Annotated in this window: 11 protein-coding genes; 7 read left to right on the forward strand and 4 right to left on the reverse strand. The window is 57.9% G+C overall.

Annotated elements, in window-relative coordinates:
* Positions 1–198: 198 nt before the first annotated feature.
* The gene (gene thrS / locus NW815_RS02015; protein ID WP_414415659.1) at positions 199–2,010 is read right to left on the reverse strand and encodes a threonine--tRNA ligase; all 1,812 of its coding nucleotides are present in this window, start codon (positions 2,008–2,010) and stop codon (positions 199–201) included.
* 207 nt (positions 2,011–2,217) lie between these two features.
* Between thrS and NW815_RS02020 the strand changes: the two genes are divergently transcribed.
* On the forward strand, positions 2,218–3,945 hold the full coding sequence (locus tag NW815_RS02020) for an HD domain-containing protein (RefSeq protein ID WP_414387878.1): 1,728 nt from the start codon (positions 2,218–2,220) through the stop codon (positions 3,943–3,945).
* 18 nt (positions 3,946–3,963) lie between these two features.
* On the opposite strand, the gene NW815_RS02025 is transcribed toward NW815_RS02020, so the two are convergent.
* Positions 3,964–5,649 (reverse strand): S-layer homology domain-containing protein, encoded by a 1,686-nt coding sequence (locus tag NW815_RS02025; RefSeq protein WP_414351043.1) that lies wholly within the window; start codon positions 5,647–5,649, stop codon positions 3,964–3,966.
* A 309-nt stretch (positions 5,650–5,958) separates the two neighbouring features.
* Between NW815_RS02025 and psbE the strand changes: the two genes are divergently transcribed.
* The 6 genes from psbE to NW815_RS02055 all read left to right on the forward strand — a co-directional run bounded on the left by psbE (position 5,959) and on the right by NW815_RS02055 (position 7,940).
* On the forward strand, positions 5,959–6,204 hold the full coding sequence (gene psbE, locus NW815_RS02030; RefSeq protein ID WP_011433109.1) for a cytochrome b559 subunit alpha: 246 nt from the start codon (positions 5,959–5,961) through the stop codon (positions 6,202–6,204).
* Positions 6,205–6,280: 76 nt separating this feature from the next.
* Positions 6,281–6,412: a cytochrome b559 subunit beta gene (gene psbF / locus NW815_RS02035; protein ID WP_414356645.1), complete on the forward strand. Its 132-nt coding sequence runs from the start codon at positions 6,281–6,283 to the stop codon at positions 6,410–6,412.
* Between the two features lie 5 nt (positions 6,413–6,417).
* Positions 6,418–6,543 carry a photosystem II reaction center protein L gene (locus tag NW815_RS02040; RefSeq protein WP_011433111.1) on the forward strand — a complete coding sequence of 42 codons (126 nt, stop codon included), beginning with the start codon at positions 6,418–6,420 and terminating at the stop codon, positions 6,541–6,543.
* Between the two features lie 141 nt (positions 6,544–6,684).
* On the forward strand, positions 6,685–6,804 hold the full coding sequence (locus NW815_RS02045) for a photosystem II reaction center protein J (protein ID WP_011433112.1): 120 nt from the start codon (positions 6,685–6,687) through the stop codon (positions 6,802–6,804).
* A 513-nt stretch (positions 6,805–7,317) separates the two neighbouring features.
* Positions 7,318–7,788 carry a photosystem I reaction center protein subunit XI gene (locus NW815_RS02050; RefSeq protein ID WP_011433113.1) on the forward strand — a complete coding sequence of 157 codons (471 nt, stop codon included), beginning with the start codon at positions 7,318–7,320 and terminating at the stop codon, positions 7,786–7,788.
* Between the two features lie 38 nt (positions 7,789–7,826).
* Entirely contained in the window at positions 7,827–7,940 is a 114-nt protein-coding gene (locus tag NW815_RS02055; RefSeq protein ID WP_011433114.1) for a photosystem I reaction center subunit VIII, read from the forward strand.
* Between the two features lie 622 nt (positions 7,941–8,562).
* Here NW815_RS02055 and NW815_RS02060 read toward each other — a convergent pair.
* On the reverse strand, positions 8,563–10,008 hold the full coding sequence (locus tag NW815_RS02060; protein WP_414387996.1) for a 1-acyl-sn-glycerol-3-phosphate acyltransferase: 1,446 nt from the start codon (positions 10,006–10,008) through the stop codon (positions 8,563–8,565).
* Positions 10,009–10,352: 344 nt separating this feature from the next.
* Complete coding sequence (locus tag NW815_RS02065; RefSeq protein WP_414387998.1) at positions 10,353–11,945, reverse strand: Hsp70 family protein; 1,593 nt, start codon at positions 11,943–11,945, stop codon at positions 10,353–10,355.
* Positions 11,946–12,043: the final 98 nt, after the last annotated feature.

The following is a 12,043-nucleotide window of genomic DNA, read 5'->3' on the forward strand; positions in this document are numbered from 1 at the left end:
GAGCTTATTATTGACTAGAGTCATGCTCCCGCCCCACAACGATCTTCTGGGCATTGCCGCCAGAATAGCGGCGGGCCGTCAACACGGCCGTCGGCTGGCTTTTCTTTAGAAAGGGACATTCAGGCCCTTTCTTGAGCTCCCCGGCATCTGGGATCCTCAAGTTCTGAAAACTCCACTGCCCTCCATTGCCGCAACCGGCTAGTTGAGCGCCTGCACCTGATCCAGGAAGTCTGCCACCGTCAGGGATCCCAGCTCCTGTCCATGGCGCTGGCGCACGCTCACCGTTCCTGCCGCCTGTTCCTGTTCCCCCACGATCAGCATGAAGGGGATCCGGGCCTTCTCGGCATTGAGGATTTTCTTCGGCAAACGATCGCTGTCGGCATCGATGTGGACGCGGATCCCCTGCTCTCGCAGTTGATCCCGCACCTGGGTGGCGTAGCCCAGATACTGATCGGAAACGGGCAAAATGCGCACCTGTTCCGGGGCCAGCCAGAAGGGAAAATCCCCAGCGTATTCTTCGATGAGAATGCCGATGAGTCGTTCCAGCGAGCCAAAGGGAGCGCGGTGGATCATCACCGGGCGTTGCCGGGATCCGTCCTCAGCTACGTATTGCAGATCAAAGCGCTGTGGGTTTTGGTAATCCACCTGCACCGTGCCCAGTTGCCACTCCCGATCCAGGGCGTCGCGGAAAATAAAATCCAGCTTTGGCCCATAGAAGGCTGCTTCGCCGATCCCTTCAAAATGGGGCATCGAGAGCTTCTCTACAGCGCGACGGATGGCATTCTCGGCCCTGTCCCAGTCCTCAGGGGATCCCAGATATTTGTCAGACTTGGGATCGCGGAAGCTGAGGCGGGCGCGAAAATCCTTGAGCTTGAGCTTGTCGAAGACCACCAAAATGAGATCGACAACCTTGAGAAACTCCTCCTCCAATTGATCGGGGCGAACAAACAAATGGGCATCGTCCACCGTGAAGCCACGCACTCGCGTCAGACCTCCCAATTCCCCCGATTGCTCATAGCGATAGACGGTGCCGAATTCGGCATATCGTAGGGGCAAATCGCGGTAGGATCGCAGCTCGGATTTGTAGATTTGGATGTGAAAAGGACAGTTCATCGGCTTCATGACAAAGCCCTGTTCGGCTGCGCGATCCTGCTCATTCTCCGCCATCATGGGGAACATATCTTCCCGATACTTTTGCCAGTGGCCGGAGATCTTGAACAAGTCCACACGGGCAATATGAGGGGTAACCACCGGCAGGTAGCCCCGCTTGAGCTGCTCCTGCTTGAGAAAATCCTCCAGCACCGAGCGCAGAATGGTGCCCTTGGGTGTCCAGAGAGGCAGCCCCGGCCCCACCTCATCCGAAAACAAAAATAGGCCCAGTTCTTTGCCCAGCTTGCGGTGATCCCGCCGTTTGGCCTCCTCCAGCCGCCGCTTGTATTCCTTCAGCTCCTCTGGAGTTTCCCAGGCGGTACCGTAGATGCGTTGGAGCTGCGGCTTGGTCTCGTCCCCCCGCCAATAGGCGCCGGCCACGCTGAGCAGATCGAAAGCTTTGGGGTTGAGCTCTTGGGTGTTTTCCACGTGGGGACCGGCACAGAGATCCCACCATTCATTCCCCAAGTGGTAAATGCTGATGACCTCCCCTTCGGGAATGCTGTCTAAGATCTCCAGCTTGTAGGGTTCTCCGAGGGCTTCGATGCGGCGCCTGGCCTCTTCACGGCTCACCTCCTCGCGGATCACCGGCAGGCCCTTTTTGATGATTGCCTGCATCTCTTTTTTGATGCGATCCAGATCTTCCGGCGTGAAGGGCTCGGGATGGTCAAAATCGTAGTAGAAGCCGTAGTCGGTTGTGGGGCCGATGGTCACCTGGGCCTTGGGAAACAGCTTTTGCACCGCCATAGCCAGGACATGGGAAGTGGTGTGGCGGATGCGCTCCAGTTTGGGAGACTCGTGAGTGCGCAGCAGTTTGAGGGTGCTGTTGGCCTTCTGAGGTGATTCGGCTGGCTGAGACATCGGAACCTGCTTCGACAACAAAGAAAGAACAGTGAAGAAATGGATATCCGTGTCCCTATCTTAGGCTGGGGCGAGAACGGCAGGGATCCCCAGCTAATCAATTCCCCTGTTTGCCGAGTCAACTGCGAACCTCACCTCACGACTCGGCCCGGAACAAGGGGGGAAAGTACACAGTATCCTAAAGGGGTTGACCCCCACACCCGAGCCATGATCTCTTCGCCCACCAACTTCACGGAATGCCCTGTCGCCTCTGCTCCCCCAGTTTCCGAAACCGGCCCGGCTTCTCGTCCTGAATCTTGGGCTGCCCCCGTTCTGGCCGCCATCGATGTGGGCAGCAACTCTCTCCACATGGTGGTGGTGCGCATCAATCCCCGTATCCCCAGCTTCACCATCATCTCCCGCGAAAAAGCCACCGTGCGGCTGGGGGAGTTTTGCAGCCAGACGGGCGCCCTCACGCCTGCAGCCATGGAGCGGGCCCGAGTGGCCCTGGAGCGGTTTTGCCGCATTGCTGAGAGCTTTCAGGTGCAGGATATTGTTGCCGTGGCTACCAGTGCTGTGCGCGAGGCCCCCAATGGGCTGGAGTTTTTGAAGCGGATTGAACGGGAGCTGGGCCTGCGGGTGGAGTTAATCTCGGGGCAGGAAGAGGCCCGCCGCATTTATCTGGGAGTGCTCTCGGCGATGGAGTTCCACAACCGGATGCACGCGGTGGTGGATATTGGTGGCGGCTCCACCGAGCTGATTTTGGGCAATGGCCAAGAGCCGGAGTTTCTGCGCAGCGTCAAGGTAGGGGCAGTGCGTCTGACCCAGGCTTTTTTGCACCACGATCCGCCCACTTCTGGCGAACTGCAAGCCCTGCGCCAGCACATCCGCGGCATGCTGGAATCCCCCATCGAGCAGATGAAGCGGATCGTCGCATCTTCACAACAACAGGGATCCCTGCCTTTGGTGGGCACCTCTGGCACCGTCGAGTGCCTGGCCCAGTTGGATGCCCGCCGTCGGTTGGGCGCTCTCCCCCATCGCCTGCAGGGGTATGAGTTCAGCCTGGAAGCCCTGCGCGGCTACATCAAAGAGCTGCGCTCCCTCACGGTGGCCGAACGGCAAAAGCTGCCCGGCCTAGGGGAAAGACGGGGGGAGATCATCCTGGCCGGCGCCCTGATCCTAGAGGAAGTGATGAGCCTGCTGGGGGTAGAGCGGGTTCAATTTTGCGAACGGGCTTTGCGGGAAGGGCTGATCGTGGATTGGATGATCGGCCAAGGCTTGATTGAGGATCGGCTGCGCTACCACAGCTCGGTGCGGCGGCGCAGCGTCCTCAAGTTGGCGGAAAAATACCAGGTGGAGATCCCCTATGCCGAGCGGGTGGCCGAGTTTGCCCTCAGCCTTTTCGATCAAACCCGCGGCATCCTGCATGGCTGGGGATCCCGGGAGCGGGCTCTTCTCTGGGCGGCGGCCATGCTGCACAACTGCGGCCACTTCATCAGCCATGCCGCCCACCACAAGCACTCCTACTACCTGATCCGCCATGGAGAACTCTTGGGCTTCAACGAAGAAGAGGTGGAGGTGATCGCCAACTTGGCCCGCTACCACCGCAAGTCGCCCCCCAAGAAGAAGCACGAGAACTTCCAGCGCCTCAGCGACGAGCGGGATCGCCAAGTGGTGCTGGAACTGAGCCCCCTGCTGCGCATAGCCTGTGCTTTGGATCGCCGCCGCCTGCAGGCCATTCAAGCCCTGCACTGCCGTTTTCAGCTCCTGGGAGAAGGCCCCCGCCGCATGGAGTTGATTTTGGATCCCAGGCATCCCAAGGACGACTGTGCCCTAGAGTTGTGGAGCTTAAACGAGAAGAAAAAAGTCTTCGAGCAACAGTTCAACCTGCAGGTAATCCCCAAGCTCTCTACCCAGATCCAGCGCAGCGCCGATCCCTTTGAGGCAGCAGTTTAGCCTTCTCGGGGATCCTAGCTAAGGGGCGATGGTAATGGGCGAGGGGCTGGTTTGGGTGGTCTTTTGGCCCCCTCTTTGCAAAATCACCTCGATGATGCCGTTGTTGACCGGCTGCATGTTGAAGGGCAACTGCTGCTGGGTTTCGTATAGGCCCGGCGCCACCTCCCGCATTTCGACTTCCGGCGTTACCCCAACAATCCGAAAAGCAGCCCGCCCCCCCGGATCCCCTCGCATGGTGACTTTGAGAATTTCTCCCATGCGCAGATTGGTGCTGTTGGTGGTGACACTGAAAATCTGGGGCAGTCCCGTGGCGACGGGTGCGGAAACCGGCTGAATGGTGGAGCGGGTTCCTCTGGAGCCATCGATGGAAAAAGGAAAAATCTCCCGATGTTCTTGGCTGAGGCCGTCCTTGGTGAGCACAATCCGCAAGGTGGGATTGTTGGCCTGGTGGGTGGGGGCTACCACGTAGGTGCCTTCGTAGTGGTTGGGTCGTACCTCCCGCATCGGCTGGTTCAGGGCCAGATTCCCCAGATCAAACTGGGCGATCCCTCCAGATTCCCCCCAAATGGCAATGGTGAGAATGTCCCCTTCCACCAAGTCGCGCTGGGGATCCAAGCGAATGGCCTCAATGCGCGGATAGCGATTGCCGGCTGCAGTCAAAGGGGCTGGCTGCGGCAGAGGAGCTGGGGGCGGAAATACTGATTCCACTGGCGGAGGAGCAACATTGCCCAAGGCCAGTTGAGGTAGCCGCCGTTGAACGCGGGTACTGACGCCATTGAGGGTCAACTGAATACTGATGTCGGGGCCAAAGACGGCATCCTGAGGACCAAGGCTATAAACTGCGCGGTAGTAGCCGGGCTGCACCTCCTGCATCGGCAGACCCTGAACCACGCCGCCGATATCAACCGTAGCCCTGCCGTTGGGAGTGGCCTGCGCTTCAATGGTCAAGGTTCCCCCTGCAGGAACACTTCCTCCCTCGGGAGTGATCCGCGTTTGGAAGATTTCGGGTTGGACAGTCTCGGCCACCCGGGCTGGGGAGGGACGCAACTGGGCCACAGGGGGTGGCAAGGGCGGAAGCTGACCGCGATACACCAGGGCCTGATGCAACAACACCGCCCCTTCTGCTCGCCTCAGCACGCGATTGGGCTGAAGACGAGCTGGATCCGGCACATTCACCAGCAGCCCCGCTTCGCCTGCCATGGCCACAAAAGCCCGCCCTACCTCCGGCACATCAGCCGCATCGGTGTACAGAGCCATCCAGCGCTCAATGTCGGCCTGGGTGGGAGCAGGCAATTGCAGAGCCCGCACCAAAATGGCCAGGGCTTCCAGGTGGGTGATATCCCCTTGCGGGCGAAACTCGTTGCCCTCGTATAGGCGCATGGCCCCCGCCTGCAGCACGGCTTGGGCAGTCCAATAGTCGGGGGTGTTGGGCTCCAGGTCGCGAATCTCCTGCACCTGGTTGGGATTGGGAATGTAGCCGAAAAACTCCGTCAGCCACTGGGCCAATTCCAGACGGGTCAGGGTGGCTGACAGGGGTTCTTGGGTGATCACCACATCTGTCTGACGTTCCAGAGCCGCCACGTAGGGGTCGGTCCAGGCCAGCGAGGCTTGCTGCTCCACCCCTTGGGACCAAGCCGGCAAGCTGACACCCGACCAGCCCAGCGTCCAACACAAGCTCAGAGCTAGGGGCCACGAGCACCGCATAGCTGTCACTCCTGTTCCAACAACATCCCCTCAGGGCCAGCTTATCTCAAACTTCCGCCCCATCCTCAAGCCCTCGATGCCCCTTGGGATTGCGCCCTTTGGCAGTGAGATTCTGAAAACTCGGGTGAGGAGGTTCGCCGCAGGGATCCCTTAGGAGATTTTACCTATGCAAGACGGGATCCGGCTTGACAGCAAAGGGCCTAAGCAAGGGTCTCGTAACTTGTAGTTGTGCATCCAAATCCTTATCATTGTGTTATAGACTCAGAAAGTTCAGAAAGCACTTTTGCCCCTACCCTAGGGAGGAGTTTCATGGCTGGCAGCACCGGAGAGCGACCTTTTGTCGATATCATTACCAGTGTCCGCTACTGGGTTATTCACGCCCTGACCATTCCCGCTTTGTTTTTGGCAGGCTGGCTTTTTGTGAGCACTGGCCTGGCCTATGATATTTTTGGCACCCCGCGCCCCAATGAGTATTTCACGGCAGAACGCCAGGAGTTGCCGATCGTCAGCGATCGCTTCAATGCTCTGGAGGAGCTGGAGAGGCTGACTCGCTAGGAGTGCCGGTGGGTAAGTGGACTATTCGTTGTTGCAATTTGTAAGTTGATTGAGCTTTTTGCGTAGGGTGATATCTATGGCCAGTAAATCTGATGAACCCGTTTTTTACCCTGTTTTTACCGTCCGTTGGCTGGCGGTACATACCTTGGCGATCCCAACTGTTTTCTTCTTGGGAGCCATTGCTGCAATGCAGTTTATTCAACGGTGAACCCAATGGCTGATCAACCCGAAAGGAATCCCAACTCCCAACCTGTCGAGCTAAACCGCACTTCCCTTTACTTGGGTTTGCTGCTGGTGTTTGTGGTTGGGCTGTTGTTCTCCAGCTATTTTCTCAACTGAGGCCAGGATCACACTCTGCTCTTGGAGTTGGGAAAGAGCGCAGGGGACAATGCTGGCTTTTGGCTAGCCCTTGCTCCCCTTTGCTAAGTTTACTGAGAATGTAATTGCTGCTAGTTCTGTCTTTTTTGGAGACCAGTTGCTATGACCAGTCAAGCAAGGATCCCTTTGTGGATAGTGGCTGTGGTTGCCGGTTTGGGTGTGATCACGGTAGTTGGGCTCTTTTTCTATGGCTCCTATGTGGGCCTAGGCTCTAGTCTGTAGGTTTGAGGTTTTCGGTCTGGTAGTAGCCCCCAATAGGTAGGGGTAAAGGGTCCCATGGTTTTTACGACCTAGCCGAATTCAGTTAGGCTTTGTTGACCCATGGCCAGTGTATCTACCACTTTTTTCGGGGCTACCTACCACAGCGCAATATCGATCCCTTGCCCAGCAGGGATCCCACTTCATTGCAGACCTTAATACTCAACTTAATACTCAATACACAGTCCGAAAAAGCTGCCGCTATTCCTCACCACTGGTTACAACCAGGCGGTGAATCTGGACTTCTCTCTTCTCCCCCTGGAGAGGGTGAAGTTCGCGTTAGCAGGTCAGGGATCATGGGCAAGAGCGCGAATTGCTGAGGACAGGTTCTGCGAGGGAATGTCTCAAACTTATTTAGAAGAGCTATCTCTGTGTTAAGCGAGCATGAACTTTTTTAACGATCCGGGTGGTGGTTGCCGAGAGGGTAACTTAGGCCCCGTAGAATGAATCGCAAAATTCCAGGCAGGACATTCGGACATGGATTACATTCGCACCTTTAACGACGATCCCTGCGAGGGGCATCTTTCGACGCCCATCAGCGATTCTCCTGTCACCCGTCTGTTTATCAACAATCTTCCCATCAACCGTCCTGGCCTGTCGCCGCTATTGCGGGGGCTGGAAATTGGGCTGGCCCATGGATATTTCTTGGTGGGGCCGGAAATTGTGCTGGGGCCGCTGCGGGATTATCCTGAGGCAGCTAACTTGGGCGGGCTGGTCACGGCGATGGCGATTGTGCTGCTGGGAACCGCCTGTATGTCGGCCTATGGCAGCGTTACCTTCGGAAACAAGCCGGAGACGCCGGGGGCCGCTCCTCTGGCTACAGCTCGTGGTTGGGGGGATCTGACGGCAGGATTTTTCTTGGGAGGTATGGGTGGAGTGTTTGCTGCCTACTTCCTGCTGGAGAACTTTGCCGGGATCGACGCCATCTTTCGAGGGCTGGTGAATTAGTTGTCAAGTTTGTCAAGTCACTTGAGAGGAGCAAAATCATGACCGGTTCTTACGCTGCTGCTTATCTTCCTTGGATTTTTATCCCCATTGTTGGTTGGCTGCTTCCTGCAGTGGGCATGGCAGTGCTTTTTTTGTACATTGAGCGGGACTAGTCCCGGAGTGCTTTGATACTCACTAGTGCTGATTAATTTCAATTATTTCAGGCTAGAGATCAACCCCAGATATTGAGGCAGGGATCCCTTTTTTAGGGATCCCTCTCTTTTGGTCAGGATGATTTCCATCCGCGCTACCAGAGTCCCGAAAGGCGAAGGCTGTCCCCTCACCTCTTTTTTTTAGGAAGGGAGCATTTCCAAAGGACTTTAGATTGGAGCAGGATCCGGCGAGCTGATCCCAAGCCAACAAGGGGAAGGGCAGCTTCCGCAACACCCTTGCAACTTCAACGAGAAGGAGGAGTCGATGGCCAGCCTTAACTTTCCAACCCTGCGTATTGGGGATCCCATTCAAGAGGGCAGTTTCCAGGTTTTCCCTCTCTTTTCTTAGGGGGAGCAGGAAGTTGCCTATCGCCTTCCAGATCTGCAAACCCAGGAAGCAACCATCACCGAGGTGAGCGAGGCCGGAGCAGTACCTCACCTGGTTGTGGAAAACCACAGTGAGTTCCTATTGCTGCTGGGAGTACCGAGCAGAGTCCCAGCGGGGCGACCAAGGCTCAGCTCTGTTCTATGATGGGAAGGTGGTTTATCTTTCAGCAGTCTCTCGGCAGTAGTGCCAGGCTTCTCACCTAAGCTGGTTCCCCCTTTGGGGGATCCCTAGAAATTGGAAAGAAAAAACATCCTGAGTTAGCTCGGTCACCGCCTGTTTGGCTTCCTGGCGGCCTCGGCAATACCGCTCTAACCGCTCGCTAACGGAGATGGGATCCCCGACGGTCACGTGAACCCCCCGCCAGCCTAGGCGAGGGCGGGCTGGGTAGGATTCCCCTCGAAGGCGGGCCAGCACATCAAATAGAATGAGGGCAGTTTCTGCCAGCCGCTCAAAAGAGGGTTTGCTCAGCAAATACTCTTCCTGGACGGCTACACAGCTTTCCACCAAGCGCATGTGCTGCAGGTAGAGCGTTGCCTGGTGGGCTTTCCAGTCGAGCAACCCCCGCTGCAGGGGAGACAGGGATCCAGGATGCCGCAATTCTTCTCGGTAAATCTGGATCCAGGCGACTTCTTCAATGCGGCGGCAGCGGCTGTTCCAATCCCCCTGGGGAGATAGGCCAAAGTAGGTCTCTGCGGTTTCCAGGGCTCTGTGGAGCAGCCGCTCCAGGCGAGCGTTAAAGTGGCCAGGGGCTAGCCTCTGCTCTATCCGTGGTTCTTCTTCATCTCTCCCAGAGATGAAGGGAGGTAGGTCGTAGAAAGCTTCCAGTTGTCCCAGGAGATGCTGGGCTAGGCGGCAGATCCGCTGGGTGTAGCGAAGGTTGGGGCTCCTGGAGGATCTTGGCTCTGGCTTCGGAGGCGTCAACCCACTCAGGTGCTCAAGGCGCGCCAGCAGGCGCTCCAGCTTCGTCCAGGAGGGATCCGTGTAGTAGTACCGAATGCCAATGGGCAGCAAAATGACGGTCTCTGAGCGACCAGCTTTGGCCAGGTCCTCGGCGCACCAAAAGCACAGCTGAGCCATTCCCGGTTCCAGGGGATTGATCCGTTCGCTGTGGCCGTTGGTGGCTCCTTCTGGGGCGATTGCAAAGGGAAATTGCCCATCCAGGAGCAGTTGCCGGGCCGCCTTTAGCGCCACCCGATCCACCCTCCGACCGCGGCGTATAGGGATCCCGCCCAGGCGAGACAACAGCCACCCCAGCCATTCCCCTCCCCAGAGGGGCATGCCCCGGTCGTAGAGAAAATGGGCGTGAAGGGGTTCTCGAAGGCGGATCCCTTGTCGACGGGCGGCTTCGGGCACCAGGCGAGATAGAACGTACAGGCCCACCAGCGGGTCATCCACCTCCACATGTCGGAAAGCCAGGACTAGGCGAATTTGACCCTCCTGGAACTGGTGGTAGAGCCGCGCCAAGATCTCCGCCCCTGTGGCCTCGATTTTGGCAATGCCGGAAGGAAGCCAGCGCCGCACCCTCACCCGCAAGAGCAGGGGCAGGATCCCGTGGACGAGCCGTAGCACCCAGGCGCTATAGGCGGGCGGAATAAAGTCGAGGGGAGGACGGGCAAAATGGGGCGGTGGTGACAAGAGCAAGATTTGTTCCCAAGGTAGCTCAAGGTAGCTCAAGAGAAGAAGTGTAGTTAAACGCAAATCAGATTCATATCCGATCGCTCAGATTATTCATCAAGTCGCTACAGAGATCACTGGATATGCAGCCATTCTCAATCAATAATCAATATCAACAATATCAATGATTGAGATCCTTCCCCTGAGACCCCACGCCGTCGGCGCAACCGCTCTCTACTCTCCTCAAGCCCCCGACCCCTCTCTCACAAGGGGAGATGAGAGTTGGGAATCGTGGCCATGTCGTGCCCTTTACATTGCTTTCTTTGTCTTCCGTTGCAGTGAAGACGCTCTCTTCTCTCTACTTTCGTCTCTTAACTCAAGGTGGCTACAGGCTGGGCCTCTGCCAAGAGCGCCTGAGTTTGCAGGTCGGTGATGGTGACCAACAAGCGCCGCGAGCTATCAATGGCAAATTCGACGCGAAGGCGATCCTCCCCTACGCGGCCAGGGGGCTGCAAACGGGCCAGACAAATTGGTGATGACTCCGTCGAAGTAGCGCGAACGGTTGGGGATCCGAGAGGGGCCAGGAACCGGAAATCGGTTTGCCGGGTGAGCTGCCGGCTGCTCATCCGCCCCAGCTCGTCGTAAACCACCTCCGATTGGGCCACCTGGGCCACTTCGCCCACCTCCAGGCGAATCTCCGTTTGTCCGTCATTGGCCACCTGCAAAATCAGAGGCTCCGTCCGCCGACAAGGGTAAGGGCTGCCCTGCTCGAAGAGGGGGTAGTAGATGTAACCTTTTTGCAAGGGATCCCAGAGGCGGATGGCGTAGCTGTGGTGCAGGCGATCCTCCAGCTTCACCTGGCGGCCCACCTGCAGGGCGCCCAGGGCCACAGCATCGAAGGGGCGTTCGCAGCGCACTTTCTTTTTGCCGAAGTAGGAGCGCAGCAGCTCTTGAACTGCTGGCAGTTGGGAGCTGCCTCCTACCAAGAGCACCTGCTCAATTTGGTTCTTGCCCAATCCCCTCGCCTGGGCGGTGAGAAGAACGTCGTCCAAGCATTGGCGGATTTGATCCAAAAGCTGGTGGGTTTCCAGGATCTCCTCCAGCTCCTGCCGGCTTAACTTCAACTCATGGGCAGTGAGGGCTTCGTCGTCAAACCAACTGCCCACCGCTTCCATCTGAGTGGAAAGGGCGATCTTGAGCTGTTCTGCCTGCTCTAGGAGGTTGAGCCAGCCCAGGGCCCCAATTCGCTGCCGGCTCAGCCCCAGTTGCTGCAGTAGGTAGTCGGCAATCCAAATGTCGATGTCCACCCCGCCCACATAGGCATCGGCCTTGGCGATCACCTCCGCTTTGAGGACAGGGCTACCCGCTTGGGGAGCGAGGGTGCGCACCAAGCTGAGATCCAAGGTACCGCCGCCGAAATCCACCACCAGCACTAGGGATCCCGGCTGGCCAACCGCATAGCCTAGGGCTGCTGCCGTGGCTTCATCGACAATTTGAACGGGATCCCAGCCACAGGCACTGGCCACTCCCCGCAGCCAATTGAGGTAGCGCTCAAAAGAGCCGACAGGGGCGGTGAACACCAGCTGTTGCGGCTGCAGGTGTTCTTTCGGGACAGCTTCCATCACCGTCTGCAAAAAAGCTTGGGCCACCCTCTCGGCGTCGTAGCGCTCTCCATCTAGAACTCGCGGCGGAGGGACAAACTCCGCCACCAAGTCCCGCTTAAACCCCTGAAACAGCCGTTGCGGATCCACTGCCCCCCACCGACCGGCGCGCACGGTTTCCCCCACCAGGAGCTGGCCTTTTCCCTTCACGTAGACCAAGCTGGGAATAGCCGAGTGGTCTGGGCGAGAGAGGCCGGGAAGAGTGAGGAGACGGGGCACTGCTTGGGCGGGATCCCAAACTGCCACCACCGTGTTGCTGGTGCCAAAATCAATGGCTAGGGTCGCTTTGGGGGCAGGTGCCATCAGCTCAATCCTCCAGGCAGGGAACGGCTGACTTTGGCTGGGCAGAGGATGTGGTCACCGCGGCGGTAGCCGACAAAGCGAATGTAAACGGGATCCCC

The organism is Synechococcus sp. R6-7, from assembly GCF_047461695.1.
Classification (GTDB): domain Bacteria; phylum Cyanobacteriota; class Cyanobacteriia; order Thermostichales; family Thermostichaceae; genus Thermostichus.

Bases quoted from the DNA above. Each gene is read 5' to 3' on its own strand.
- thrS (WP_414415659.1), bottom strand. From the start codon at position 2,010: ATGTCTCAGCCAGCCGAATCACCTCAGAAGGCCAACAGCACCCTCAAA.
- NW815_RS02020 (WP_414387878.1), top strand. From the start codon at position 2,218: ATGATCTCTTCGCCCACCAACTTCACGGAATGCCCTGTCGCCTCTGCT.
- NW815_RS02025 (WP_414351043.1), bottom strand. From the start codon at position 5,649: ATGCGGTGCTCGTGGCCCCTAGCTCTGAGCTTGTGTTGGACGCTGGGC.
- psbE (WP_011433109.1), top strand. From the start codon at position 5,959: ATGGCTGGCAGCACCGGAGAGCGACCTTTTGTCGATATCATTACCAGT.
- psbF (WP_414356645.1), top strand. From the start codon at position 6,281: ATGGCCAGTAAATCTGATGAACCCGTTTTTTACCCTGTTTTTACCGTC.
- NW815_RS02040 (WP_011433111.1), top strand. From the start codon at position 6,418: ATGGCTGATCAACCCGAAAGGAATCCCAACTCCCAACCTGTCGAGCTA.
- NW815_RS02045 (WP_011433112.1), top strand. From the start codon at position 6,685: ATGACCAGTCAAGCAAGGATCCCTTTGTGGATAGTGGCTGTGGTTGCC.
- NW815_RS02050 (WP_011433113.1), top strand. From the start codon at position 7,318: ATGGATTACATTCGCACCTTTAACGACGATCCCTGCGAGGGGCATCTT.
- NW815_RS02055 (WP_011433114.1), top strand. From the start codon at position 7,827: ATGACCGGTTCTTACGCTGCTGCTTATCTTCCTTGGATTTTTATCCCC.
- NW815_RS02065 (WP_414387998.1), bottom strand. From the start codon at position 11,945: ATGGCACCTGCCCCCAAAGCGACCCTAGCCATTGATTTTGGCACCAGC.